The sequence below is a fragment of the Mesorhizobium sp. P2_E7 genome, from assembly GCF_056403855.1.
In genome coordinates this window covers 2800080-2826207 of record NZ_JBFUER010000001.1, presented here as the reverse complement: position 1 = coordinate 2826207, position 26128 = coordinate 2800080, and the positions used below count along the sequence as shown (strand labels likewise).

General features: G+C 63.2%; 20 protein-coding genes and 1 pseudogene. 14 read left to right on the top strand and 7 right to left on the bottom strand.

What is annotated here, in order from left to right; all coding sequences use genetic code 11:
- Positions 1-7: 7 nt before the first annotated feature.
- The 3 genes from AC1DYC_RS13945 to AC1DYC_RS13935 form a co-directional block, all read right to left on the bottom strand.
- Positions 8-442 (bottom strand): hypothetical protein, encoded by a 435-nt coding sequence (locus tag AC1DYC_RS13945; RefSeq protein ID WP_477407098.1) that lies wholly within the window; start codon positions 440-442, stop codon positions 8-10.
- Positions 439-1431, bottom strand: a complete 993-nt coding sequence (locus AC1DYC_RS13940; protein ID WP_477407096.1) for an FHA domain-containing protein — start codon at positions 1429-1431, stop codon at positions 439-441. The genes AC1DYC_RS13945 and AC1DYC_RS13940 overlap by 4 nt, the downstream gene beginning before the upstream one ends.
- Positions 1432-1520: 89 nt before the next feature.
- Positions 1521-1697, bottom strand: a complete 177-nt coding sequence (locus tag AC1DYC_RS13935) for a hypothetical protein (protein ID WP_477303437.1) — start codon at positions 1695-1697, stop codon at positions 1521-1523.
- Positions 1698-1913: 216 nt separating this feature from the next.
- Here AC1DYC_RS13935 and AC1DYC_RS13930 point away from each other — a divergent pair, with 216 nt between their 5' ends.
- Both AC1DYC_RS13930 and AC1DYC_RS13925 read left to right on the top strand, forming a co-directional pair.
- A complete protein-coding gene (locus tag AC1DYC_RS13930; RefSeq protein WP_477407094.1) occupies positions 1914-2774 on the top strand; it encodes a MurR/RpiR family transcriptional regulator in 861 nt (286 codons plus the stop codon).
- Between the two features lie 589 nt (positions 2775-3363).
- A complete protein-coding gene (locus tag AC1DYC_RS13925) occupies positions 3364-13377 on the top strand; it encodes a LysM peptidoglycan-binding domain-containing protein (protein ID WP_477407092.1) in 10014 nt (3337 codons plus the stop codon).
- A 46-nt stretch (positions 13378-13423) separates the two neighbouring features.
- Here the strand turns inward: AC1DYC_RS13925 and AC1DYC_RS13920 are convergent, their stop codons facing one another.
- Complete coding sequence (locus AC1DYC_RS13920) at positions 13424-14338, bottom strand: LysR family transcriptional regulator (RefSeq protein ID WP_477407090.1); 915 nt, start codon at positions 14336-14338, stop codon at positions 13424-13426.
- 3 nt (positions 14339-14341) lie between these two features.
- A pseudogene (locus AC1DYC_RS13915) lies at positions 14342-14787 on the bottom strand (L,D-transpeptidase).
- A gap of 475 nt (positions 14788-15262) precedes the next feature.
- Here AC1DYC_RS13915 and AC1DYC_RS13910 point away from each other — a divergent pair.
- The 12 genes from AC1DYC_RS13910 to AC1DYC_RS13855 all read left to right on the top strand — a co-directional run bounded on the left by AC1DYC_RS13910 (position 15263) and on the right by AC1DYC_RS13855 (position 24382).
- Entirely contained in the window at positions 15263-15907 is a 645-nt protein-coding gene (locus AC1DYC_RS13910) for a type III secretion protein (RefSeq protein WP_477407088.1), read from the top strand.
- A 17-nt stretch (positions 15908-15924) separates the two neighbouring features.
- Positions 15925-16539, top strand: a complete 615-nt coding sequence (locus AC1DYC_RS13905) for a hypothetical protein (protein WP_477407086.1) — start codon at positions 15925-15927, stop codon at positions 16537-16539.
- A 10-nt stretch (positions 16540-16549) separates the two neighbouring features.
- Entirely contained in the window at positions 16550-17389 is an 840-nt protein-coding gene (gene sctJ, locus AC1DYC_RS13900; protein ID WP_477408300.1) for a type III secretion system inner membrane ring lipoprotein SctJ, read from the top strand.
- Positions 17389-18003 carry a SctK family type III secretion system sorting platform protein gene (locus AC1DYC_RS13895; protein WP_477407084.1) on the top strand — a complete coding sequence of 205 codons (615 nt, stop codon included), beginning with the start codon at positions 17389-17391 and terminating at the stop codon, positions 18001-18003. The genes sctJ and AC1DYC_RS13895 overlap by 1 nt, the downstream gene beginning before the upstream one ends.
- A complete protein-coding gene (sctL, locus tag AC1DYC_RS13890; RefSeq protein WP_477407082.1) occupies positions 18000-18617 on the top strand; it encodes a type III secretion system stator protein SctL in 618 nt (205 codons plus the stop codon). Before AC1DYC_RS13895 ends, sctL begins: the two co-directional genes overlap by 4 nt.
- Entirely contained in the window at positions 18614-19972 is a 1359-nt protein-coding gene (locus AC1DYC_RS13885; protein WP_477407080.1) for a FliI/YscN family ATPase, read from the top strand. Before sctL ends, AC1DYC_RS13885 begins: the two co-directional genes overlap by 4 nt.
- Positions 19959-20432: a hypothetical protein gene (locus tag AC1DYC_RS13880; RefSeq protein WP_477303415.1), complete on the top strand. Its 474-nt coding sequence runs from the start codon at positions 19959-19961 to the stop codon at positions 20430-20432. Before AC1DYC_RS13885 ends, AC1DYC_RS13880 begins: the two co-directional genes overlap by 14 nt.
- A 111-nt stretch (positions 20433-20543) precedes the next feature.
- Complete coding sequence (gene sctQ, locus AC1DYC_RS13875) at positions 20544-21644, top strand: type III secretion system cytoplasmic ring protein SctQ (protein ID WP_477407078.1); 1101 nt, start codon at positions 20544-20546, stop codon at positions 21642-21644.
- Positions 21637-22290, top strand: coding sequence for a type III secretion system export apparatus subunit SctR (sctR, locus tag AC1DYC_RS13870; protein ID WP_477288481.1), 654 nt, complete (start codon positions 21637-21639; stop codon positions 22288-22290). Before sctQ ends, sctR begins: the two co-directional genes overlap by 8 nt.
- 16 nt (positions 22291-22306) lie before the next feature.
- The gene (locus AC1DYC_RS13865) at positions 22307-22576 is read left to right on the top strand and encodes an EscS/YscS/HrcS family type III secretion system export apparatus protein (RefSeq protein ID WP_477407076.1); all 270 of its coding nucleotides are present in this window, start codon (positions 22307-22309) and stop codon (positions 22574-22576) included.
- A gap of 10 nt (positions 22577-22586) precedes the next feature.
- Positions 22587-23402 (top strand): type III secretion system export apparatus subunit SctT, encoded by an 816-nt coding sequence (gene sctT / locus AC1DYC_RS13860; RefSeq protein WP_477407074.1) that lies wholly within the window; start codon positions 22587-22589, stop codon positions 23400-23402.
- A 158-nt stretch (positions 23403-23560) separates the two neighbouring features.
- Positions 23561-24382 carry a D-glutamate cyclase family protein gene (locus AC1DYC_RS13855; protein WP_477407072.1) on the top strand — a complete coding sequence of 274 codons (822 nt, stop codon included), beginning with the start codon at positions 23561-23563 and terminating at the stop codon, positions 24380-24382.
- A gap of 69 nt (positions 24383-24451) precedes the next feature.
- Here the strand turns inward: AC1DYC_RS13855 and hpaH are convergent, their stop codons facing one another.
- Together hpaH and AC1DYC_RS13845 are read right to left on the bottom strand one after the other, a co-directional pair.
- Entirely contained in the window at positions 24452-25255 is an 804-nt protein-coding gene (hpaH, locus tag AC1DYC_RS13850) for a 2-oxo-hept-4-ene-1,7-dioate hydratase (RefSeq protein ID WP_477407070.1), read from the bottom strand.
- Positions 25252-26127 (bottom strand): fumarylacetoacetate hydrolase family protein, encoded by an 876-nt coding sequence (locus tag AC1DYC_RS13845; RefSeq protein WP_477407068.1) that lies wholly within the window; start codon positions 26125-26127, stop codon positions 25252-25254. Before AC1DYC_RS13845 ends, hpaH begins: the two co-directional genes overlap by 4 nt.
- Position 26128: the final 1 nt, after the last annotated feature.

Sequence of the window (26128 nt, the reverse complement as noted above, 5' to 3'; positions counted from 1 at the left end):
GGTTCAATCAGATTCCGCTTCCTTCCTGCATGCGACCGACCAGATTGCGATGGCGCTCGATTTCCTCTTCCATCAACGTCACGGCAAGCGTTCTGAGCTGCTCGCCGCCCTCAAGGTCTGGAACCAGGTCCGCTACGAAGCGCTGCAAAATCGGCACGCAGCGCCGCAGGATTCCAGACTCCGCGCCGACGGGCATGACGAAGTCGAGGAGCACCTCGTCGAGAGACAGGTCGGCTGCATTTCTGGCCGGTTGGAATTCCGGCACTTGCGGGTCTCCCGCGGCTCCGGCCGATGCCGCCTGCCGGGCGCGGCTTGCGGTTCTCTCCGCGTCGTTCATGCGTCGCCGGCCGATCGATTGGCCGCGAACGCTTTCGGCCTGGCGGACGTCGCGGCCGTCCGCTCGCGCCGTGTCCAGCCGTGGCCCTTCGAGCCGGCGGCTCATTGATACTTCAGCGCGACCGTGGCGCCGCCCTTGGTCAGCAGGAGTTCCGTGTCGCCGATATGCTTTATCGTCCAGCCGTCGTCGGTGAAGGCGCCTTCGTGATAGCGGGCTCCGTCGGCCGCGATGACATAGGGCTGCTCGCCATACCAGATCGCCTGCAGCATCAGCCGCGGCGCCTGCTGGGCGTTGCCGATCATGACTGCGGAGGCAAGCGCGACATGGGCGCCGAATTTCTGGTCGAACCATGACTGCGTTTCGGTCCATGTGCCCGACATGTCATTGGCGATCACGCCCGAGACCACGAGACGCTCCGATGATTTCTCAATGGTCAGAGCGCCCAGGCCGCTTTGGTCGAGGCGCTGCCTGAGCTGGCTTTCCGCCTCGGCAAGGGTCTGCGCCATGAGCGGCGAGGAATCGTCGAGCGTCCGTTGCCTGGCCTGGTCGGCGAAGGCGACTTTGACAGGCTCGCCGTCCGACGCCGACGCCAGGTGGGTGAGGCCGGGCAAGGATTTCGACAGCCCGCTTGCCGTGAAGGTGATCGCGCACAGGACGAAGACGATGCAGCCCGCGGCCATAGCCAGGCGGCCGGCAGCGGTCCAATCCGTCGACCGTCGCTGGCTGGCCAGCCGGACCGTCGCGCCACCGAGCGTCATGATGACGGGAAGCCTGCAACGGCTGCCATGTCCTTCCTCGATCGTCTCGCCCGAGGCGAGGACCACGTCACCGCCGATCGCTTCGATCTCGACGATGCCGCCGTGACGGCGCAGCCTTGCGTGAATCGGCCCTACGCCGGCATCGCCAAGGACTATGTCGGCTTCGGTGCTGGAGCCGATTGTGTGAACGGGTTCGAGCAGACTGATTTCGGCGCCGCCGTGCACGCCGTGAATGACGGCCAGGACGATCGGATGGCCGGCGGGCGTCGTCCCTGCAGCCCTCAACTGTGGCAACTGCACCGCTTCCATTGGCTTGCCGGCTGAAAAGGCGGTCATGCCGGTTCGTCTCCCCAATGACGGTTTTCAAGGTGCCGGGCGGCGAGGACGCCGCCGCTTGTTCGCGGCGGCGTGAATTCGGTAAGCCGTCAGACTTTTTCGGCGGACCGGCCCATCGTGCTCGCCAGGCCCATTTTCATGTCATGTTCAGATTTCGCGGTATCTTTCTTTACCTCGAGGCTGAACATGCGTTCCTGCTGCTTGATCATCTTCTCGAGGTTGTCTTCCGGCGAGCCGCCAGAGGTGATCGGAGGGGTTGTGGTCATGATCGTCTCCTTGAAGAACCATTCGAATTACAAACGCCAGGCGACCGCGCGATGCTGTCTGGCCTCTTGCGACTATCACCTTACGGCAGTCCAACTGAAATTGGAAGTCCATTTGGAATTTATGAACCAATTTAGTTCCAAGTGTTGCATTGCAGGCGTCTGAGGCGTAAGCTGCGATAGGGGTCAAAGGGGTTTGATGAAATGGAAAATGGTCCGTTGGCGGAACTATTGGTCGAGCGCTTCGAAACGATGCCGCCGCAGTTGCGGGTAGCGGCGCGTTTTGTGCTGGATCATCCCAAGGATGTGGCGCTGATGTCGATGCGCGAACAGGCGCAACAGGCAGGCGTTTCGCACAGCACGATGATGCGGCTGGCGCGATGGCTCGGCCTCGAAGGCTACGAGGATATGCGCAGCCTCTACGCTCGCGCGTTGCGCGAGGCGAGCACGCGAGGCACGACACGGCAAGCGATCGGAGGAGCCGGTGAAACGGGCTATTCGGTGGCCGGCGTCGTGGCCGACAGTCTTGCCGCCCAGATTTCGAGCCTCGGCGAATATACCAGCGCCATGCAGATCATTGCCGCCGCCGACGTCCTGCAACGATCGCGACGCCTTTTCGGTCTTGGCTCGCGCGCGGCCTATCCCGTCGCAAGCCACTTCGCGCACCTCATGTCGCTCCTGGCCGACGATGACCGCACTGTGGCTGTCGTTACTGAAATGGCCGGCCAGGGCTTGGACGCTCTCCGGCGCGCCGGCCGCGGCGACATGGTGCTTGCCATCAGCATGGCGCCCTATGAGCGCGCGACGATCGAGATGGCGCGTCAATCGGCCCGGCAAGGCGTCAGCGTGGTGGCGATCACCGACAGCAGCGTCGCGCCGCTCGCGCGGATCGCACAAGAGACGATCATCGTCACATCGAATTCGCAGTCGTTCTTTTGCAGCATGGCGCCGGCTTTCGCGGCCGTCGAACTGCTGGTGGCGCTGATGGCGGCGCGCTCCGAGCCGGATGCTGCGGAACGGGTAAGGCAGTCGGAAGAGCAACTCGCCGCTTTCGGCATTTATTGGAAGCCCGCGCGGTAGCATCCTCAAGGGGTGCGACCGGAGCGGGTGGCGGCTGTCTTGTCGCCGGCAACGCAATCCGGAGGTCGCCCCCATGATATCGTTCGCCAGGACCCTGCTCGATTTGCAAAAGGCGATTGCGAGCGCGATCGAGGCAGCCCGGCTTCAGGCGCAAGCGGCGTCGGTGACCAACCTGGCGCGCGCCAATGCGACCACAAACGGCTTTCAGCCGGTGCGCGCCTCCACGGCGCTGACGCCATACATCTTTCCTCAGCGCAACGAGTTTGCGCCGACCGCCATGGCTCCTCTCAAGCTTGGCGTCGGCAAGCCTGAGGATGACGCGGCAACGGCGCGCGGCATCGTCGATGAAGCCGTGCGCGGCAAGAGTATCGACCAGATCGCCGCCGCGCGCGGTATGAGGCCCGACCAGGTCATCGATGCACTGAGGTCCGGACATATGGATGTGTCCGTCAGCGGCAACGGCGACGTCCAAACCACGAGCATAAAAGACAGCACCGGTCGCACCGTCACGCAGTATTACGACTACCAGCATGACAGCTACTATACGAGCGTGCAGGAAAAGACCGGCGGGCCGGCGACCTCGACGCCGGTGCGCGACGGGCTCGGGCGCAAGGAGACCAGCAGCTACAATTCCGACACCGGCGCGGTGACGACGCGCTACGAGGACGATCTCGGCACGGGCACGGTAACGGAGCGCACATCGATGCCGAACGGCGCGTCGGTGGAGACGGTGACGCCGCGCGGCGGCCCGTCCATTCCGGTGACCACCGTTACCGGTCCGGATGGAACGAAGACCACCTTGGCTCCCAAGCAGAAGCCGGGCGGCGACAGCACGCGCATCATCACGGACGGCCTGGCCGCGGGGAAAAGCATCGACCAGATCGCGCGGGAGAACAATCTCAAGCCGGAACAGGTTACCGCCGAGTTGCAGGCGGCCGGCTACAAGGTCAAGAGCGTGGCGGCAACGAGCGACAATGGCGACGTCCAGTCGGTCGAAATCGTCGACGCGCACACCGGCGCAAAAACCGTTTACACCAACGACATCCAGCACGACGAACGCACTGTCGTGACCAATGCCGGTGGCAAGGAAACCACGCAATGGTCTGACGGCAACGGCAAGACCCGTGAAACCGTTCGCACCATCGCGACAGGCGAGACCACGACCACCGCCGTCGATCCAAAGGCTGGGACGCAAGTCAAGACGGTCACCGACAAGGACGGCCGGGTGACAACCACGACCACCGAGCAGATCAACGGCGGCAAGCCGATCGAGTACGAGGTGAAATCGGGCGACAGCCTGGGCGCGATTGCGAAACAATATGGCGTCACGGTTGACGACTTGCGGCGGGCCAACCCGCAGCTTTTCAGTTCACCTGGCGATTCAGTCATCCATCCGGGCGAAAAGGTCACTGTCGCGAGCGGCAGCCGTACGACCGTAACGGTCACCTTCAATGGCTACACGCTGACCACCAGGCCCGACGGCAGCATGACGCTGCACAACGCCGCCACGGGCGCCGATCTGGCCATCGATGCCGGAAGCACGCAGGCGGCGCTGGCCAAAACCTTGATGGCCGTGAACCCCAACAGCAGCGACCCCGAGGTGGCTAAGGAAGGCCAGGTCGTGAAGACCCTTGTCGAGGGCATTCTGGCCGGGGAGGCCTTGCCTGGTCTGATTGCGGATGCGTCGAAGGCCGATCTGGATTTGAAGGCCTTGCTCGACAAATACGGCCCGGGCAAGCCGGCCCAGCTTGACGGCAACAACAAGGTGGTTGGTACGTTCGGCACCCCGCCGCCAGGCAACGCCCCTTCCGGCGGGAAGTGGACGCCGATGAATATCGATGGCGTCTGGACCTGGGTCGATCCGCAAGTTGCCCAGGCCATGATCAACAAGAACATTGCGTGGTCGCGGGTAAATGAGACACGCGCGCTGGCTACCCAGCAGCAGGCTCAGTTGGACGTTCAACTTCTCGATCCCGCCTACAAAGACGCCGTCTCCGCAGCGCGCGCCACCGTCAACAAGGGGTTGGCCCCCTTGGGGCAGGTATGGACCGTGCAGAAGCCGCAGGGAACGCTCGCCGAGGCACAGGATCGGCTGACCAAGGCCAATACCATGCTCAAGAACGCGCAAGGCGCGCGCGCCGAGTATGAAAACGCAGGACGTGTGCTCAGCGAGGCCATTGCGGGCAACAGCAAGCTCGCCCCGCTGACCAATCCGAATGTGCCTTCCGTGGGGCCGGTTGGCGCCCCGCCCGGACCGTCATACGCTCAGAAGGTTGCCGACCATGCCGCCACCGATAGGCAGTTTTCCGAAGTAAGTCTGCATCTGAGCAAGGGCGACAAGCTCACCATCGACTCCATGCTGAATGAGGCCGACTTCAAAGGCGTTCCCGTGGACTCCAAGGAGTACAAGGACCTCAAGGCGCTGCAGACTGCCGCGACCAGTCAGCTGGATCTGGCGCAGGCCCAACAGAACTACTACGACGCCCACAACAACGCCGCGCAGGTCGGCGCGCGGCAGGACGCTCTGGAGCAGAAGTTGCTCATCGAGTATCTAGCCAAGCAGAAATTCGACCCAAGCGAGGCGGTGAGCCGTTACAACGGGGACTACCTGGGACACTATCACGAATCCACCCTCGAGGTTCGTGATGATGGACAGCTGTGGGTGGTCAATCATTTCGACAAGGGAACGACCGAACAGGCGCTTACCTACGGGCCGGACAACAAGCACGTCCGCAATGATTACCGCGACCGCCAGCTCAACAAGGACTGGCAGCAACTTCTGCAAGGGGATGGTTCCAACGCGCTGCAATGCACGTCAAACGGTCTGCAGTCCGTCAAGGTCGCCGAGCAGGATGCGGCCAAGACGCTCAACGACACATTCAACGGGCAGCTCGACAAGGGCATTGCGGACTTGAAAGCCAAGCTGGCCGGGCTGCAGGCCGACGTCAACAAGGGCCTTGCGGCGCCAAACGGATCTGGAACCATCAACGCGCCTGACGGAACCCTGGCCAAAGGCGAGAAGCCGGTCGAAATCGATGTTGACGGGCAGACCATCAAAGTGGCGCCGGACGTTGCCCAGGCCTATTCGCAGATAGGCATCGATGCGTTGACACAGAGCGGCAAGGCGGTCTGGATCGATCTCGATACACAGGACGGCGACGCCACCGGCCGCTGGGTCGATCCGAAGCTGGCTGCCGCCCAGCTGGCGCTGAAAGCAACGAGCAACAAGATCTCGAAAGCGGAAGATTTGCGCCAGGTGGTGCAGGGCTTCAGCGACTACCACAAGCTCATGGCGAGTGAGCCCTCGCTGTTGATCGAGCGCAACGCCAGCGTGGACAGATCCTACCTGGACAGGCATGAGCAGGAGACGCTCGATGTGATCTATCAGCCCAAATTCAAGCAGATGCTGAAATCGGGCTATGACAACACGTTCCACGAACAGCCGGGCAAGGACCTCGAGAACACTGTAGCCCGTGCGCTCAATCTCGATCCTTCGACCGAGCAAGGCGGCAAGACGGTCGACGATGTGGCGCAAGCGATTCGCGATATCGGCGGCAAGAATGCGGCGGTGCGCGTCGTGCCGATCTTCTACGTCGATAAAGACGTAGGCATGCGGCCGACGGCCCTCTTTGCCGTGCATGACGGCGACGGCGGCACCCGTTTTGTCGATGCGACTTCGCATGATTTTGCCGACGTGGCCGATATGCAGGACCACACCATACAGTTTGCCGAAGGCGGCAAGCTGGTTATTCCCAAGGGCCTTGAGATGAAGGCCGGCGATGACGGCAAGATCGCGCTCGAGGTGGTCGATGCGCGTCACGTCTCGGTCATGGACAGGCTTGTCGATCCGCTGATCGGCCTCGGCACCGGCATCGCCACCGTCCTGTCGTTTATACCGCCTTTAGCGCCGGTCGCGGCGCCAATAGCCTATACGGGAGCGGCGTATCTCGGGGCCCGGGCACTGATGAAGGAGGTCGACTATCTGGACCACGGTGGCGAGTGGGACGATGGCGCTTCATTGATGAATATCGGCAGCGTCGTGACAACGGTTTTGCCGGGAGTCTCCAGCACGTTTCGCACCGTGGGCATGGCTGGGAAGGTCGCCCTGGGCGAAAAGGAAATTAACGCGCTTCAGGCCTTCCGTGGCAGCATCGGCGCGACACGCGCGGGTTCGCCGCTGGCTGATGCGACGCAAACCTATATGCAATCGGGCACCAAGCTCAACAAAGCGGCCTGGGGCGTGGATGTCGGCGCTGTGTCTGCAGGCCTGCCGTTGGTCGGTGCGTCGGTTATCGATCTCGCCAGCAATGGAGACCAGATGAGCGGTCTCCAGTTCGCCAACGCAATCCTTGGCGTGGGTACCGGCGTTACCGGAACTGGCCTGGGCATACACGGGCTGCGCACGCTACGCCCGGGAACAGGCGACGAGGGAGGGCCCGCCAGCTTCAATGAGGATGCCTCGTCCGACTACACCGATTCCTGGACCTCCGGGCCAGCCATAGGCCATTCGGGAAAACCGATGAAACTTCTGGAAGCCGACGCAGACGGCGTGTTTGTGGACACAGGCGAACTGGTCTACCACGATCCTGCTTTTCCCGTCATTCGCCAAGACGTGGACGATGCCGGTGGCGCGAGCGAACCTGGCACCGCATTGGTTCCAGTCTCGCGGTCATCGACAAAGCCGGAGGGGGATGCGCCCGCCGACAGCGATCCGATCGTCGTGCCAGGCACGGTGGTCGCGGCGAATGCGCAGCGTCCCCTGATCTGGAACCCGGAAAGCCGCAGTTTTTCGGGCGATCAAACCTCACCGGACGCCAGCGGTTCCGCGGGAGGCTCCCATCCATTGATGCGCTATACGATCGGCAACCGCCATACCGGCGAGACCCTTTCCGACTTCAATCTGCCGGCGGAGCAAAGAACGACGGCCCTGCCTGAAACCAAAGCAATCGAGGCCGCAGCGAAGCCGGTGCCGGCTCCCGTCGTGCTCGACCCTTCCTTGCCGGTTCTTTATCTCGGCGACGATGGCCGCTGGACAACCGAACCGGTCACGCGGCAAGAGGCCGAGACGAGTGCGGTGACCGACACCGGGCAACCCCGGCCCGTTCGGTCCGACGGCACGCCGGTCATCAACAGGTTCTCGTCAAACCCGCTGAGCTTCGGCCAGACGTTCCTCGCCATCAAAGCCGGCCTGAGGCGCATCGGTACGCGCTACCTCGACACCGCCCCCCGCTATGACTATCCGAAGCTTGGCGAACTGGTCGACAGCATCTACCAGCGACCGGTTCCGGAAGGGGCCGCTGCGGGACAGCGCATCTATGTCGAGGCGGGCGGCAAATATCTGGAAGCGACAGTCATCATCGCCGGCCCGCAGGCAAGCATTGTCCACGGCGACGTCGTGCCGGTTGAACATGTCACGGAAGCCGGCTACCTCGGTTCCGGCTCGACCGTCGAGCGGGCCAAACGCCTGTCTATGACGACGCCAAACGGCCAGCTTCGGGTCAACACGCCCGCGCACGAGGTCCATACCTTCGATCCCAAGGACAATGCCGAGATCACGAACCGCTCGGCGCTGGGAGAAACGCTTGCCGCGACTTTGCCGGAACTGCCCGGCGAGACGGCAACGCCTGCATCGACATGGACACCGCAGCAGGTGGAACTCGTCGGCGACTACCTGCATTCGCTCGAGCGTTCGACGGATCCGGTTCTACGCGATGCCGTGACCACGACCAGGTTGCAACTGGGGGGCAGGGGCCTGCCAGAGGCCGGCACTGAAATGACGCCGGCTCAGCATCATGCGTTGACCGAAATACTCGGTGCGGACAAGAACAGTGTCTTCACCGGCTCGAAGCCGGCCGGGCAGCTTTCGACGAACGGCGTGACGACCCTCCAGGTGTTCGGCGCGCAAGGCAGACTGCCGCAGTCGCCGGCCGAAGTGATCGGCCGGCTTGGTCTGTCGTCCGAAAGCGGCTTGCCTGGCGGCGAGCAGTTGCTGACATCGGGAGCGCTGCCCGCAAATGCCCGGTGGACCGATGCCGGCCGCGATATCGTGCGCGATTACGTCGAGGCCGCGACCGGCGCCACCGATCCGAGCCTTGCCGCCGCGGCAAAGGCCGCGCTGCCGGCTTTGAAGGGACGCGCCACCAAGCCCGGCAAGGCCGTGACGCCACAGCAGCAGGACGCGCTTCTGCAGGTTCTTGCCGCCGATGCCGGCGGCACGTGGGTTTACGGTCCCAGGCTGCAGCCGGGACGGGCGTTCAGCCCATCCGGCAAGCTTTCGCCGGAAGGCCGCTACAATGAGAAGGTTCTGTCCGGGCACGACACGTGGACGCCGCATCTGTGGCGAGAGATGCGCGCCTATGCCGCCAACCAGCAAAAATCCGCCGATCCCGCTGTCCGGTCGCTGGCCCATTCCCTGGCGGACGCACTGCCTGGCGGCAAGCCCAAGGTCGGCACCGAAATCAACAGCACCGTGCCTGTCCTTCTGCAGCAATTGCGGGATGCCGACAGCGCAAGCTCGTGGCGCTCGCCGAACTTCTTCACCGATGCGCAAGGGGTCTGGCGTTCCGATCGCGCGACGGTCTCCTGGTTCCTGCAGGAGCACGAGTCCAACATTGTTGGCGGGCCGGCCCTGAACAGCCTGGCGACCAACACGCTTGGTCTCGGCGGATCGATGTTCGGCATCAGTTTGCCGCTGCCCAGCCGCCAGGCCTATGGGGAACTCAGCTTGAAGAACAACGGTCCCAGCGGCACCGGCTTCCTGCTGCCTGTCCATCCCGACGATGCGAGAGGTCAGACACTGTTCGCCAATGGCTACCGGCCGAACTTCGCTTTCGACGACGCGAACAGTCGGTGGGTCGGCGCTGCGCCGATGCTGACCAAGAATACATACCAGAGCGAAAAAGCCTTTGGCTTGTCCATATCCATCGGCGGCTTCTCCGTCGGCGGAGCCTTCGTCGCGCGCAAGCTCTACTATCTTGGCGGCGAGGGCGGCCGGCCGGGCTACACGCTGAGGCCAGAAGGCCCGCTCAGCCGTGAGGCGGCCTCGTTCTGGGAAGAGGCCACGCGAGGCGGCGCCAGCCACTACAGCGCCGAAGGCAAGGTGCCCGGTATGGACGATCGCGTCCTCTACCGGAACTTCAGCGTCGTTGCGCCTTTCGGAGGCGGCAAGGAGCCCTGGCGCGGCAGCGTTGCCTTCCAGGGTGTGCCACGTGAGGCGGGCGCTGGCCCCGTCAACCGGCTGGACCGGACGGATTACGGCTTCGGCGCGTCCGTGAGCCTTCCGCAATTGCCGCTGCTGACGGCGGAGGTCGGCTCGGTGAACAAGGCCTTGGTTTCCCATGACCGGACCGCGCGCCCGCATCCCCAATTCAGCGAAGGCGCAAACAAGGTCCTGTCCGCGCTGGGGACTTCTAGCGGGCGCGTGACACCGGATTTCCTGGCGCATCTCGATGCCTATCTCGGCGAGACGGCGGCCTCTCCAGATCCGCAGCTCAGGCTTGCCGGCGAACGCGTATCGGATGTGTTCCCGGAACTCGGCAATGCGCCGTATCCGGACCAGCTCGCCACTGCCCAGGGGCGGCCCGAAGGCATGAGCAAGGCGGCGTGGAAAGCACTGCGGCAACAATTGGATCAGCAGGCGCGGGGCGAACTGACGCCCACGCAGGCTCATTACCTCAATCTGTTGTTCGAGGGCGATGCCCGTCAAAACATACTGCCTTCATCGCCAACAGGCAGGGACATCGCCACTCCTGGCAATCCGGCGCCAAGGCCGCCATCGCAAGAGCAACGAGTCGTCCTGGATGGGTTATTCGACAACCCCATGGCCAAGCCTCTGACGCCGGCCGAAATCGCGGCAAATCGCAAGGAGGCGTCGAGCCTGCTCAATGACATGCTGCATCAGGATCTCGGCATGCCGGAAGTCACCAGGGACAATCTGGTGGATCAGTTCAGCAGGTCGCCAACGCTTATGGGCCTTCTGCGCGACGCTCATGACAGGGGCGTGCGTATCGTCAACCCGGCGCGGCGCGATCTCAGGCTTTCCGACGCCGGCACCGGCGAGGACGTGACAGCGACCGGATCGCAATTCGATAGCAATCTGGGCGTCATCTTTGTCGACGCCGAAACGTTCCGCGCGCCCGGCTCGGACGGCGACACCGTGCTTGCCGAATTCGTCGACCTTTTCAGCCATGAGTCAAAGCACGCTGCCAGTGGCGCGGTCGACCTCAAACCCGACAATTTCAGCGACCAGCAGGCTCATGGCGACGCGGTGGTCTCAGCCAATCTGCACCCCGAGGGCGAAGCGACATTCACTCAGTATGTCGTGGCCGACGAGCTTGCGGCCAATGGCGGCAAGCCGGCTGCAATTCTCGCCGGTGATGTGCCGATGGCCGAAATATTCGTCCAATACAAGTCCGGCGAGATCGGTCGGCCCCAGGCTATCGCCGACATGGCAAAGCTGATTGGCGACAAACAGCCGAGCACCAGCGAGGGGACTTACACCGAGTTTTATCGCAACCAGGCCGACAAATCGTATGACCACTACATAAGCGGCGCCACCGGACCTCTGCTGCAACCCGGCCAGCCCGCGCCCGCAAACAAAGGCCAGCCCAAGAAGGGGTTTACCCAAAGTAGCGTCCAGAAGGTCCCGCTCGCTCGAGTGCCGGGACTCGACATGAGCAATTTTCAACCGAACCAGGTTTCTTGGCTGAAACCCAAGCAGGTGGCGAAACTGACGAAACAGCAGTTGGGTGACATGGATCGTGCGGGCCTGCTGCCTCATCTCACCAGGGCCCAATTGCGCGCCATCCCTGAGACCAAGATCGTTGATGTCAACATTGCGGGTCTGGAAGGGAAACAAATTCCCTGGTTGACCAAGGGCCACATAGGCAATCTCACCGACAAACAGACGCAGGATCTGATCGATACCGGTTTGAGTTCAAACCTTACGCGGCCGCAATGGCAGCAGATCACGGGAGACAAGGTCGCCCTCTTCGATATGACGAAGGTGGATCCAAGCCGGATTGCCTGGTTCGAACCCGACCAGGTCGCGAAGTTCACCTCAAAGCAATTCGCGGATCTGGGCGAGGCTGGCCGGTTGAATTCATTTACAGAGCCCATGGTCGCAGCGATCCCCGACGACAAGATCGGCGGGGTCGATGTGACGAAGCTCGATGCAGGACAGGTCCCCTGGCTGACCGAAAAGCAGGTCCCGCAGCTGACCTTGGCCCAATGGGGTGACTTCCCGCTTGACCACATTGAAGCCTTCACCCAACCGCAGATCGAGAAAGTGCCGTCAAAACTGTTCGGCGAAATGAGCCCGGGCCTGTTTCGCAAGTTCACGCCCGAGCAGTTCGGGTGGATGTCAGCGGATCAGGCCAAGGCGCTTTCCTCGCTGCAGATGACGACTTTCCGGGCAACTCACAAGAAGACCATGACGCCTGTACAGGCCGCCGCGGTCGACGAAGTTCTGGGCCATGCAAGGTGGAAGGAAAACCGCGAATTGCTCGCGACGTTCGGCGGGATGACCACCGCCGCCATTACGATACGGGAGACCCTGCCGCCGCATATCTCGGCGACGGCCGCCGGCGTGGCCTTTGGCGTTCGTGGCCTTGTCTTCAGCGCCCAGGCATTGTTTCCCAACGCCACGGCAGGCAACACGCGGCTTGGGCGAACGCTCAACGCCATCAATGCGGTAACCTTCGTCCTCGCGGCGCCAGGGTCCGTCAACGCTGCCCTGCATGGCGACAATCTGTGGGTGAACGGCACCTATGGTCTTGGCAATATCATCTTCGGCACCAAGACCGGCCTGCAAGTCTTCACAGGACGGACTGTATTCCGAAATGCGGGCGAGCATCTCGGCGAACCGCTCTATGTGCTTGGGTCGGCCTTCTACACATTCCAGAACCTCGATTCCCCATTGGCCTGGGTAGCGGGCGGCCTGTTCACGGTCGGCTGCAGCGAATTCTGGGCGTCGGCCGCCAGAACCGATGTTCTGAACCGCAAGCCGGCTCCCAGGACGCAGCAGGAATCCGAGGACAGGGCCAAGTCCGACAAGCGCTGGGCGACGGCCGATCGCCTCTCGCTCGGAATAACCTTCGGCGTCGGCATGATCCTGTTTGCCTGGGACACTCTCGACGGCGAACCCTGGAAGGTAAAGCCTGCCACACCGCCGACACCGACACCGACACCAACGACGTCCCAGTCGCCGGTGCCACCATCGCCTAAGTCATCTCAGTCGCCGGCGCCCCAAACGACGGCCTCTCAACCGCCAGCACCACAGTCATCGCAACCGCCGGCGCCTCAATCGACGTCCTCCCAACCGCAGTCGCCGCCTCCCACAAGCGGGAGACCGCGTGGCGGCCTGAAGGCAGTCAACTATGTCGAGCCCCAGGGCAAAGGCGATGCCGAAGGCCGCACGAACCCCACGCTGGAGAAGGATGGCTATCGCTGGGTCCAGGCGCAAAGCGGCGACACCATCCGCTTGATCGCCAGGAGCCAGTCGGTCGATGTCGCGCAGACAATGATGCTCAACATGGATCACATCCTGACGCCGGATATGATCGTCTCGGGCGACAGGATCTATCTGCCCGACAGATCGGTCTGACAGCCCGCGGACAGAGCGCCCGCCGCATCGCCAAAGCGGCGGGCAGCTATGGTTCCACGGCTCGTGCCGCGTACCTTCGGGCGACGCAGGCGGCGAGATTGGCCGCCCTCTCGGCTACGGAGTTTGAGGGCTCCGAAGGATAAGAAGCGGTAAATTGCAGATCGGACGGATGCCATTCGCAGTCGACGATGCGCAATGTGCCGTCCGCGGTGTGTTCCCGCACCACTTGTTCGGGCAATGAGGCAATGCCGATGCCGTTGAGCGTCATCTTGATCGACGCCGCGAGCGAGTTGGCGGGAAAGATGCGCGGCGTCTGTTCCACTTCACCGCTGAGCTTGCGGTGGATTTCGCTGTAGAGCCTCGTGCTGCGGGCATAGCTGATGATTGGAAACTGCATCAGCTCGTTCAGGGTCAGTTGACCGGACTTCGGTAACTTCAGGTTTGGCGCGCAGACCCATACCAGCGGAAAGGACGGCAGATCGACATTCTCGATGCCGTACTCCAGCACGGGTCCCATCAGCACCGCCAGATCGATTCGATGAGACATCAGCTCGCTGCGCAGCGTTGTCGTGGCGTCGACGACGATATCGGTCTCCACAAGCGGGTAGTGTTCTTTGAGCTCGCCCAGGAAGTCCGAGAGCCATGTGTGCACGATTGATTCGGCCATGCCTAACCTCAGCACTCCCGCCGTTTCGGAAAGCGAGCTGGCGGCGAGTTGCAAGCGTTCGGCGTCGCGCAAAACGCGTTGCGCGGGCGGCAGCAGACGCTGGCCCTCGGCAGTCAGTTTGACCGTGCTGCTCTGGCGCTCGAACAGCCTGGCGCCGAGCGCCTCCTCGAGGCTCGCTATTCGCGCCGATACCGCCGGTTGAGTCGTGTTCAGCCGGTCGGCCGCCTTGCGAAAACTGCCGAAGGTCGCAACCAGCAGAAAGGTCTCGAGCTGTTTGATGTTAAAGGGGATCAAGGTTCAATGCCGGACAATGATCTGGGCGCCGATCTTTACCCGGTCATAGAGGTCGATCACATCTTCGTTCGTCATGCGGATGCATCCGGATTCGCCTGGCCGACGGTCCATGGCTGATTGGTGCCGTGAACGCGGTATAAAGTGTTGCCGATATAGAGGGCGCGCGCGCCCAATGGATTGTTTGGTCCTCCTGGAACGCGTGCCGGCAGGACCCGGCCCCTTGAAGCTTCCCTGGACAGCATTTCGGCGGGCGGCCGCCAGTCCGGCCAGTCTCTCTTGCTGGAGATCGTATCGCGGCCGGGCCACTCCAGCCCTTGCCTGCCGACGCCCACCGCATAGCGCAGCGCCTTACCGTTCCCCAGCACGTAGTAGAGACGCCGTTGCGTGGTGTCGATCACGATCGATCCCTTCGGTTGAGGCTCGTTGAAGTCCACGACCTGCCTTGACATCGCAGAGCGCGCCGGCGCCGGGCCTTCATCCGGCGCTTCGTCAGGAGCGGCAGGCGATACTAGCAGGCTTCTATCCTGGTCGTAGGTCCAGCTTCTGGGATCGTAGCCGCCATTCGATTGAGCGTGTGCCGACACAATCGTGCCGGCAATCAGCCATGCGCCGCCCGACGCCGCCCGGCCGCGGCTTCGCGCGGCAACCCCGGCCGGCTGTCTTGCAAGCGGACCGTCGTTTCCTGTCACAAAGACCGATCCTGTAGCTGTACTTCTTGCCTGTCCGTGCCGGCGATGTCGGTGGTTGCATCCGATTCGGTCCACACCATAGCGTTTTGCCGATCCTGCGCAACATTTGGCACGAATTTAATACTCGCATTCCAATTGGACTTCCAATGTCGATGTCCGCGCGATAGAATGATCAGGCGCCGCTTTCGAGCGACGTGGCGGATGATGGCCGATTGCAAGCCTCGTGCAGGATCAGATGACGACTGGACGCTACATTGACCGGTTAGACCTGAAGGCGGCGGCTGCGGCCGCCGGGACAGGCATTCTGGCATTGTTGCTGATGCTCGGTCTTGCCGACCGGTCCGCCGCTGCCGAACCGCACTGGCCGTCAGGGCCCTACAAGTACATTGCCATCGACCAGTCCGTGTCGGACGCGCTCGTCGAACTGGGGCGCAATATGGGTATGCCCATACGAGTCAGCGCCGAGGTAAAGGGGCGGCTGGGCGCCGGCATGCCGCAGAGTTCAGCCCGCCAATTTTTCGAAGCGATCTGCAGCCGCTATGGCCTGGTCTGGCATTTCGACGGCATCGTCATGAACGTCTCGACCGAGGCCGAAATTCGCACCGAGATACTGCCCCTCAGTGCCAACGCGGTGGCCGGAGCGCAGGACCGACTCTCGCGGTTGGGCGTGCTCGACCCAAGGTTTCCCGTCACGATCTCCAGGCAGGATGAAGCCGTCTCGGTATCGGGTCCGCCTTCCTACATCGCGCTGGTAAAGCAGACGCTCGGGCAGGCCGCGCCGCAACCCAAGCAGCAGTCCGCGAAAGTCACATCAATCCGCGTTTTTCGCGGCGCCAAGCAGGCCGAGGTGGTGGATGTGCCTTCCTACAAGCTCGACTGAGGACGGAGGTCAAGCCCATGGCTATCGCACCCATCGGAGCGCTGGAGGCCACGCTTTCGAGCCTGGCCGCAAGCGCCGGCACGCAGCAGCAAGCGATTGCCGCCGCGACGCCGGAGGGCAACCGCATGGTCGGCGCCATGCAGGAAAAGCATGAAGCGGCCAAAGCCGGCGCGGTTGAGCGTGGCGATATCACCGCGCAGCCGGGCCAGCAGGTGGCGCAGGCATCGGCCGGCGCCAGCCCGGCCATGGCCGGGCAATCCTCCAATCCTGAGAGAATCGAACCGATCGTTGAGCGACAGCTGTTTGAATATCTGGCCGAGGCGGAAAAGGCAGGCGGCATGGCGTTCAAAGGGCCATCCGAGATGTTCGGCGCGGCCGTCAACGCATTGAAAGGACCGCTTCAGGGCATGCAGAAGGCCTTCGGAGACCCGGCCTCGTCGGCGAAAGCAACGGCCGGGCAATCGCCCGAGCAGACGACCGGGGCAGCGGACAATCCGACCGATCCGGGGACGAGCGAGGAACTCCTCGACAAATACATCTCGGTCATGTGGGCGGCCGCCAATCTCGAACTGGTGACGAGCAGCGTCACCGCCGCCACCTCGTCGACCAATGCGCTCGTCAAGCAACAGTAGGCGTCAAGGAGTGTTCGTGCCCAACCTGTCCTTACCGCTGTTGACAAGACTGTTGAACCATTGCGTTGCGCGCGGGCGCTTCGCGCTCGTCTTGCTCCCAGTTCTTCTGCTTCAGGCATGCTCCGTGGAGCTCTATTCCGGACTCAACCAGAGGCAGGCAAACGAGATCGTGGCGACGCTGATGCGCCATGGCATCGCGGCGCAAAGCGAAACGGCCAAGGACGGCAAGATGGCGGTTTCGGTGGAGAAGGGCCGCTTCGCCGAAGCCATGGCCATTCTCGATGAGAACGGTTTGCCCAAACAGGAATTTCAGACGCTGGGCGATGTGTTCAAGCGAGGCGGGCTGGTCTCGTCGCCGGTGGAGGAGCGGGCGACGATGATCTACGGCCTGAGCCAGGAACTGTCGCAGACGATCTCCGACATAGATGGCGTGCTGTCCGCGCGCGTTCACCTCGTTCTGCCCGAAAACGACCCGCTGCGGCAACAGCTGGTCCCGTCATCGGCGTCGGTCTTCATCCGGCATCGTGCATCGGTTGCGATGAACGAGCTCGTCCCGCAGGTCAAGATGCTGGTGGCCAAGGGCGTGGCCGGGCTGACCTATGACAATGTCTCGGTCACGCTCATCCCGGTGGCGGCGCCGGCGCCCGAGGCGGTCACCGAGCCGAGGCTCACATCGTTCCTCGGCATCTGGCTGCATCCGGACAGCCTCAACGCGGCCATGTGGCTGTTTTGCGGGATGGCGGCGGTCATCCTGGCGTTGGGCTCGCGGCTTTTATACCTGCAGTGGCGCCGACGCCCGTCCGGGGTCTACGCGCTGGATCCCGCGGCAATCCCGTTGAAGAGGACGTGATGCAGCAAGATCCGGCGCCGAGTGTTGGCTGGCAGGCATTCGTGTTCAATCCCGCCTCCTATGCGGATGCGGCGCGGCTGGTGCCGTGCTTCAACGGTTCGATCGACGAAGCCGCATGCCTGCACATGCTTGGTGCTGAACGCCTGCATGGCCGGCTGTCCGGAATTTTGATGGAGCGCTACGGTCTGACCCTGGAAACCGCGCCGCCTGCCGATGACATCGATCGGGCCATCGCCCTTGCCTCCGGCGAGGCGCTGGAGGACATCGCGCTTCGGTCCGGTGCGATCTATTGGGCCGGCAGTCTGGCCTCGGTCATTGCCGGCCGGCAAGCTGCCGCCCTGCAGGCAGCGCTTGGAGCCGATGCCTACGCCTTTGCCCTCGCCAATCGCGATCTGACCGGGCCGCTGCGGCCGACCGGGCCGCTGGAAGATGTCCATGGCCTGGTTTATGCGGACGGCCTGCGTTGCCTCGGCGCCTGGTGTCAGTCGCTGTCCGGCGACACGGGCATGCGCGTGCGTTTGAAGCTCATGCCGCATCCGCTGATCGACCAGAAGGCAGACGAAGCCTTCATCAAGACCGGGCCTGCCATTGTGCGACGAGCGATGGGGCCATGAGCGAACCGCACAAGGCATCCGGCGTGATATCGCTACGCCCCCACGCCCGCATCCTGCGAGCGGCCGAGGCGCGCGAACTGGGAGAGGGCTATGCCCTTGTCGAGAATGCGCGGCGTGAAGCGCAGCAATTGCGGGAGGCCTCGCGGCGCGCCTATGCGGCCGAATATGCGCAGGGCTATGACGACGGCAAGGCGCGAGGCGAAGAGGAAGCCGCCCGCCTGATAAGCGAGGCAGCAGTCAAGGTGGATCGCTACCTCGGCGGCATTCAAAACGAGGTCGTCAGCCTGGCGCTTGGCGTGGTCGAGCGCGTGCTTGGCGAATTCGATGTCGGCACGCTTGTGGCGCAAGCCGCCAAACAAGCCGTTGCCGAACTGCGCAGAGGCAAACATCTGAAGGTCCAGATCCACCCCGGCGCCCTGGACAAGGTGCGCGATGCACTGGATGCGGTGTTGCGTGACAGCCAGCTGGGCATGACGGTCGAGATCGACACGAATGAAAACCTTGACGCCGGCGCCTGCACCTTGTCGACCGACTTTGCCGTCGTCGACGCGAGCATCGACGCGCAATTGCGGGCCATAGAAAGCGCGATCGCCGCGAGGGCACAGACATCATGACGGCGCCCGTGTCCGAGAGCGACAGCCGTCTGGCGTCGATCATTCCGAACCTGCGGTCGGTGCTGCGCGACGATGCCAGCCGGCCTCGCAAGGGGCGGGTGCGCAGGGTCACCGGCTGGGTCATCCATGCGACCGTCGAGGAAGCCCGCATCGGCGAGGTCTGCGAACTGTCCGACCCCAGGACCGGAGCCGTCGCCAGGGCCGAAATCGTCGGCTTCTTCGACGACATGGCGATCCTGGTTCCGCTCGGCGATGTGGCCGGCCTGTCGAACCTGACGGAAGTGCTTGCGACCGGAAAGGACCAGCGTGTGCCCGTCGGTCCCGGCCTCCTCGGGCGCGTCATCAGCGCGCTCGGCGAGCCGTTGGACGGCACTCCGCTTTCGCCCGAAGGCATTACCGGCACCTACCCCGTCAACGCCTATCCGCCATCGCCGCTGGAGCGCAGCCTGATCTCCGAGCCGATCCAGCTCGGCATCCGCGCGCTTGACGGGTTGCTGACCTGCGCGCGTGGCCAGCGCGTCGGCATTTTCGGCGAGCCCGGCGTCGGCAAGTCGAACCTCCTGTCCGACATCGTCAGCGGCACCGATGCAGACGTGTCCGTGGTTGCCCTTGTCGGCGAGCGCGGTCGCGAGGTGCGCGAATTCCTCGACCGCAAGCTCGGGCCGCACGGGCGCGCGCGGGCGATCATTGTGGTGGCGACGTCCGACAGGCCTGCAATCGAGCGCGTCAAGGCGGCCTATGTGGCGACCAGCATTGCCGAATATTTTCGCGATCAGGGCAAGCACGTCCTGCTTGCAATGGACAACATCACGCGCTTTGCCCGCGCGCAGCGCGAGATCGGATTGGCCTCGGGCGAGCCGCCGACGCGCCGCGGCTTTCCATCGTCGCTGTTTGCGGTTCTGCCGCGCCTGCTCGAGCGCTCCGGCCCCGGCCGCATCGGTTCGATCACCGGCCTCTACAACGTCCTTCTGGAAGGCGACGGCACGCTCGACCCCGTCGCGGAGGAGGTCCAGGCCCTTCTCGACGGCCATGTGTTCCTGTCGAACGAACTGGCGCAGCGCAACCATTTTCCCGCCATCGATGTGCTGCGCAGCCGCAGCCGCCTCATGGAAACGGTCACGCAACCGGCGCATCGCGCCGATGCGGGCCATCTGCGGGCGCTGCTTGCCCGCTACGCCGACATCGAACTTTTGCTGCGTGTCGGTGAGTATGAAAAGGGCAGCGATGCGATCGCGGACGAGGCCGTGGCCAAGATGGAAGCGATCAACGCCTTCCTGCGCCAGCCCTCTGCCACCCAGGAAAATTTCGAGACCACACGTCAACGCATGCGGGACATCGTCAATGACCGACCATGACATGATCGTTCGACTACGCGAGCTCAGGCGCCGCAGGCAAGACCGCGCGCTGCAGGACGTCATCAAGGGACATGGCGCTGAGCGCAGGGCGGCTGTGATCGCTCGGGATGCCTCCACGGCGGTCAGCCGGCATGTGCGTCAAACGGCCGATGCCGAGGATGCGGCGTTCGGTTCCCTCGTTGGCCGTCCGGTCAAGGTCGCGAGCCTGCATGGGCTTCGGGGCCGCTTCGAGGCCGCCGCCGGCAGGACCGAGGAACTGCGCGATCGGCAAAAGGCCGCGGATGCGGACAGGGACCGCCTGGCATCGGAACTGTCGGCAGCCCGCCGCCGCCATCATGCGCGCCAGCTGGCGGTGTCGAAACTGGACCGGTTGACGGAGGCCCTGGACAGGCGGGGCGCGCGTCGCCGTCTCGCATTGCTGGAACTCGCCGAGGAGGATGAACGTGGTTCGTCGCGCTAGGTCTTTCGCAATTGCTTGAAAACAAAAGGCACGAGACGCGCTTCGCCATTCTTGCGGAACGGCAGCGCCCCGGCCCGATGACGCGGCCCTGACGGTGGAGATCAACGCAACATGCTGCAGGCTTTGGCGTCAGCCGAAACGATGACGCGACAGGATCGGGAGCAGCGCCAGCCCCGCCGGACAGACGGTGCCGAACGGCTGATGCCGGCATCTGTGACGACAACCGAGATGGCGGCGTTGAACGCCTTCTACCGCCGGCGCGGCAAGGCGCGGATCACGGTTGCGGGCGACAAAGCCGAAATTGCCGCCCGGTGGCCGGCAACGGACGCGGCGGAGCAATCCCTGTGCGCGATCGGCGTGACGGTCGGTGCAAAGGGGGCAACATTGCAACTGCCGCTTCGCGCCGTCGAACGGTTGTTGGCCAAGGCGAAGCCTTCGGTGGACCTGAGCAAGCTTGCGCCTCCGCACGCCGCCTTGCTGCTGGAAGCTATCCTGGCGCACGACATTGAAAGGCTCGAGGGCGCGCTCGGCGAAAAGATAGAATTCATCTCGGTCGAACGCGGTGCCGCACCGCCGCCAACGACGCCTTTCGCCCTTGCCTTGAGCGGTGACGGTCAAACGACGGAATGCACGTTCTTTGCCGACGATGCCGTGCTCGCGGTTCGCATGGCCCGCCTCCTTGACGAGGCCGGCGCATCGCTTCCGGTTCCGGCCGATTTCCCGCTGCTGGTCTGTCTTCGGCGTGACGCCCTCACAATCACCCTTGGCATGCTTCGCAGCCTGCAGCCCGACGATGTCATCCTCCTGGGCGATGCCGAGAAGGACCGAACGGCGGCAATCATTGTCGCGGAGCGATTTTTCGCGCCGGTGCGCCTGACAGCCGCCGGGTCGCAATTGCTTGCCGCGCCGGCGGCAATCGCCGGATCGAACTGGGAGTGGACCATGGATCAGAAGACACCGCCAAGCGGCCAGACATTGGAAGAATCGAGCTTGGACGAGCTGCCCGTTGCGCTCGCTTTCGAGGTCGGTCGCACGGTCATGCCGCTTGGAGACGTCAGGCAGCTTGCGCCTGGTGCCATCGTTGCGTTTCCCGATGCCGTAGAAGAGACGGTCGACATCATGGCCAACGGCAAACGTGTCGGCCGCGGCGAGGTGGTGCGGGTGGGGGATCATCTGGGCGTACGGATCCTGCGGATGTTCGACAATGGTTGAGAATTCGCCCAACCTGCTCGCGATCCTGCTGGCCATCGGCCTTGTCGGCCTGTTGCCCCTGGCAGTCGTCACGATGACGGGCTTTCTGAAGATATCGGTTGTGCTGTTTCTCATCCGCAACGCCCTTGGCGTCCAGCAGATGCCGCCCAATCTCGTGCTTTACGGCATCGCGCTTGTGCTGACCGTCTATGTCACGACGCCGGTGCTGAGCGAGATGATGAACCGGCTTGAAGAGGGGCAGGTCCAGCTCCAGACCACCGACGACATCGCCAGGGCGGCGCAACTGGTTCGCGAGCCGTTGCGGCGGCATCTCATGAAGTTCACCAAGCCGCAGGAGCGGCAGTTCTTCCTCGACGGCACCAGCCGGCTTTGGCCGCCGGAAGCGCGCCAGAACCTCAGGGACGACGATCTCTCGATCCTTGTTCCGGCCTTTGTCGCCTCCGAGCTGACGCGTGCCTTCGAGATCGGCTTTCTGCTTTATCTGCCCTTTCTCATCATCGACATCGTCGTTGCCAATGTCCTGATGACGCTTGGCATGATCATGGTTTCGCCGGTCCTCATTTCGATACCGCTCAAGCTGTTTTTGTTCGTCGCCATCGACGGCTGGTCGAGGCTGATGCATGGCCTCATCCTGAGTTACGTTTGACGCGCAGGAGAGCTGCATGAACGACGACCTCATCCTGGCGAAGGTCCAGGGCGCGCTTATGACAGTGTTGCTGGCGTCCAGCCCGGCAATCGTCGCAGCACTTGCCGTCGGTCTCCTTGTCGGCCTTGCGCAGGCGCTGACGCAGATCCAGGACCAGTCGCTGCCGCAGACCATCAAGCTCGTCGTCATCCTGCTGGTCATCATGGTAACCGGCCCGCTGCTTGGCCAGCAGATTGCCCAGCAGGCATCGGCGGCGCTGGATGAATTTCCGGCCCTTACGCGCTGAGCCGCACGACATGGCGGCCGAGCTCCTCTTCGCGTCCCTCCGGGAGTTTCAGCTCTACCTTCTCGCCGGCAGCTTTGCGCTGGCCCGCCTGATCGGCTTCATGCTGCTGATGCCGCTTTTTTCGCGCGTGCCGCTGTCGGGGCTTCTGCGCAACGGCGTTGCGCTGGCGCTGGCGGTCCCGGTCTTTCCGATGATCGCAAGCAAGCTGGCGAGCGCCGACATCTCGATGACGTTGGTCGTCCTCTATATTCTCAAGGAGGCGGTCGTCGGCGTGACGCTCGGCCTGGCGATGGGGATCCCGTTCTGGGCCGCCGAGGCGGCGGGCGACATTCTCGACCTGCAGCGCGGCTCGACGATGGGGACCCTGATCGATCCCATGATGACCCACGAAACCAGTTCCACCGGCACCTTGCTCGCGGTTACGATGCTCAGCATGTATCTGGCGGCCGGCGGGCTCCAGCTCTCCTTGACCGGCATCTATGACAGCTATGGCCTCTGGCCGGTCGACGCGCTCCTGCCCGTGTTCAGCAAGGAGGCCGCCTTGCTGTTCCTGGGCCTGCTCAACCGCATCCTGATGATGGCGCTCACCCTGGTGTTTCCCCTCGTCATCAGCATGCTTTTGTCCGACATCGTGCTGGCATTTCTTGCCCGCGCTTCCCCCCATCTCAACGTTTTCGCGCTCTCGCTGGTCGTCAAGACGCTGGTTTTCAGCCTGGTCTTCGTCCTCTACGCCGCATTCCTCATTTTCTATATGAATCGCGACCTCGGTTTCCTGCATGAGGCCGGCCGGCAAATAGAGGCGATAGCCTGTCGAGGCTGTCGCTGAAGCATAGTGGCAGGATCTGTCTGTAGAGTAGGCATTGGCCGGCCAATAAATAGAATTTATCGGCAAGGAAAGATTATAAGAATTTGACAGGCAGACGAGGGGTCGATGATCTTAGACAATCACGACCTGACTCTGAACCGTGCATACCTCTGGAAGCCATGGCTTACCCTTCCACGTCACTGATGTCTGAGGATTTGCGGCTCGTCGAGTCAAGCCGGCTGCGCAAACTTGTCAGAACAGGCGCCTATGAGGGGCGCACAACCGGACTTGCGCGCGGCAAACTCCAGGCCAATGTTGTTATTTTGCCGCGCCGCTTTGCCGGCGAATTTCATCAGTTTTGCGTTCGCAATCCGAAACCTTGTCCGCTGGTCGGCATCAACCGCATCGGCAGCCCGTCGTTGCCGACCCTTGGCGACATCGATATCCGAACCGACGCCCCGCAGTACAACATCTATTGTTTCGGCGAGGTCATTGGCTGGAAAACGGACATCATCGATTTGTGGCGCGACGACTTTGCCGCCTTCGCGCTCGGCAGTGCCTTGAGCGTAGACTCAGCGCTTGCTGAAAAGGGGGTGAGGCTGCGCAGCACCGACTATCGAAAAACACCACCCACTTTCCGAACCAGAATCGAGACGTGCCAGGTTGGGCCGTTCGGGGGTGAGATGCTTGCCTCGATGCGGCCGATAAAACGATGCGATGTCGACAAGGTGCGCGCGCTCACCGCACGCTACCCGCATGCTCACGGCTCTCCCATCCATGTTGGCGATCCGGCGGCGATCGGTATCAAGGATTTGATGGCGCCCGACTGGGGCGATGCGGCCGAAATCAGGGAAGGTGAAGTCCCTGTATTCTGGGCCAGCAGCCTCACGGCCCAAGATGCCCTTGCACGCGCCGAACTGGCGTTGTGTGTCACGGTGTCGCCAGGTCACATGCTGATTACCGATGTGGATGCGCAGCAGGGTCAGATGCGTCGGTCCTGAGATGCCGCCCGAACAATCGAGTGGGCATCATTTTGCCGCACCTAGCGCATCGAATTCGGCTGCTGCTTGTCAGGCGAAGGCGATGCGGATCGTTCCGTAGGGACCGAAATCGGAGACGATGGTGTCGCCATGCCGGCATTCGACCGGTCGTATGAAGGAACCTGACAGCACGACCTGTCCGGCCTCGATGCGCATGCCGTATTGATGCAACCGGTTGGCGAGCCAGACGATGCCCTTGGCCGGATGGTCGAGCACGCCAGCGCCAAGGCCTGTTTCCTCGACCTCGCCATTGCGCGATACGATGGCGCCGATCCAGCGCAAATCGGCTTCACGCGGATTGGCCTTACGGCCTCCCACCACGATGCCGGCATTGGCGGCATTGTCGGAGATCGTGTCGAAGAAGGTTCGGATCTTGCCGGTTTCCCTGTTCATCCGCTCGATGCGGGTGTCGAGGATTTCCAGCGCAGGCGCGACGTAGTCGGTAGCGTCGAGCACATCGTCGATCGATATGTCGGGGCCGGCCAGCGGCGCCTTCATCACGAAAGCGATTTCGGCCTCGATGCGCGGCTGGATGAAGCGGCCGGCCGGCACCGTTGCGCCGTCTTCGAAAAACATGTCGTCGAACAGAATGCCGGAGTCGGGAATGTCGATGCTCAACGCCTGCTGCATGGCCTTCGAGGTCAGTCCGATCTTCCAGCCCTTGATCGTGAGCCCCGATGCGGCCTTCCGCTTCACCAGTGCTGCCTGAACGCGATAGGCATCGTCCATCGTCGCTTCAGGGAAATCGAGGCTGAGCAGCCTGATCTGGCGGCGGTCATGCTCGGCCTCGAACAGCCTGCTTGCAGCATCCTCGACTTGCGCTTCCGTTATCATCGGGCGGCTCCTTCGTCGATGACGCCATTGCGGAGCAGGCCGATGCCGTCGGCCTCGACCTCGATGACGTCGCCCGGCTTCAGCCAGATCGGCGGGTCGAAACGCGCGCCGGCACCGGTCGGTGTGCCGGTGACGATGACGTCGCCGGGCACCAGCGTGGTGAAAGTCGAGACGTAGTTGATGATCTTGCGGAACGAAAAGATCATGCGGCCGGTGCGGTCCTGCTGGCGCAGCTCGCCGTTGACGCGCGTGGTCAGCGCAATGTCGGCGATCTGCGCCTCGTCGGCAAACGGCACCAGCCATGGCCCGATCGAGCCGGTGCGGTCGAAATTCTTGCCCTGGGTGACGTTGAACTTGGCGTGACGCACCCAGTCGCGGATGGTGCCTTCGTTGCACAGCGACAGCGCCGCGATGTGACCGAGCGCATCGGCCTCCGCAATGCGGCGGCCGCCCTTGCCGATGACGATGACGATCTCGCCCTCATAGTCGAGCTGCGGCGATTCCGGCGGCCGCACCAGCGGCGCGCCGTGGCCGACGAAGGAGCGCGGAAAGCGGATGAACAGCGACGGGTTGGAGGGGGCAGCCTGTCCGTCCTTGTACTCTTCATTGCGGTCCGGAAAATTGACGCCGACGCAGATGATCTTTTCCGGCGAGGGGACCGGGATCTCGTAGGCGATGGCGTCGAGCGCGAAGTCGGGGGAATAGGCATCCGCTTCCTCGGCTATTCGCCGCAAGGCGCCAGCCTCGATCACCTCGCGCAGCGTTGGCCATTGGCTGTGCCGCGCTAAAAGATCGACAGCACCCTTGTCGGTGATTGCGCCGTAGCGCGTCTTGCCGCCGACGGTGAAGGTGGCGAGGCGTCCATGGCTCATA

Bases quoted from the DNA above. Each gene is read 5' to 3' on its own strand.
- AC1DYC_RS13845 (WP_477407068.1), bottom strand. From the start codon at position 26,127: ATGAGCCATGGACGCCTCGCCACCTTCACCGTCGGCGGCAAGACGCGC.
- AC1DYC_RS13905 (WP_477407086.1), top strand. From the start codon at position 15,925: ATGGCTATCGCACCCATCGGAGCGCTGGAGGCCACGCTTTCGAGCCTG.
- sctQ (WP_477407078.1), top strand. From the start codon at position 20,544: ATGCTGCAGGCTTTGGCGTCAGCCGAAACGATGACGCGACAGGATCGG.
- AC1DYC_RS13940 (WP_477407096.1), bottom strand. From the start codon at position 1,431: ATGACCGCCTTTTCAGCCGGCAAGCCAATGGAAGCGGTGCAGTTGCCA.
- AC1DYC_RS13910 (WP_477407088.1), top strand. From the start codon at position 15,263: ATGACGACTGGACGCTACATTGACCGGTTAGACCTGAAGGCGGCGGCT.
- AC1DYC_RS13855 (WP_477407072.1), top strand. From the start codon at position 23,561: ATGGCTTACCCTTCCACGTCACTGATGTCTGAGGATTTGCGGCTCGTC.
- AC1DYC_RS13880 (WP_477303415.1), top strand. From the start codon at position 19,959: ATGACCGACCATGACATGATCGTTCGACTACGCGAGCTCAGGCGCCGC.
- sctT (WP_477407074.1), top strand. From the start codon at position 22,587: ATGGCGGCCGAGCTCCTCTTCGCGTCCCTCCGGGAGTTTCAGCTCTAC.
- AC1DYC_RS13895 (WP_477407084.1), top strand. From the start codon at position 17,389: ATGCAGCAAGATCCGGCGCCGAGTGTTGGCTGGCAGGCATTCGTGTTC.
- sctR (WP_477288481.1), top strand. From the start codon at position 21,637: ATGGTTGAGAATTCGCCCAACCTGCTCGCGATCCTGCTGGCCATCGGC.
- AC1DYC_RS13865 (WP_477407076.1), top strand. From the start codon at position 22,307: ATGAACGACGACCTCATCCTGGCGAAGGTCCAGGGCGCGCTTATGACA.
- sctL (WP_477407082.1), top strand. From the start codon at position 18,000: ATGAGCGAACCGCACAAGGCATCCGGCGTGATATCGCTACGCCCCCAC.
- AC1DYC_RS13935 (WP_477303437.1), bottom strand. From the start codon at position 1,697: ATGACCACAACCCCTCCGATCACCTCTGGCGGCTCGCCGGAAGACAAC.
- AC1DYC_RS13885 (WP_477407080.1), top strand. From the start codon at position 18,614: ATGACGGCGCCCGTGTCCGAGAGCGACAGCCGTCTGGCGTCGATCATT.
- AC1DYC_RS13945 (WP_477407098.1), bottom strand. From the start codon at position 442: ATGAGCCGCCGGCTCGAAGGGCCACGGCTGGACACGGCGCGAGCGGAC.
- hpaH (WP_477407070.1), bottom strand. From the start codon at position 25,255: ATGATAACGGAAGCGCAAGTCGAGGATGCTGCAAGCAGGCTGTTCGAG.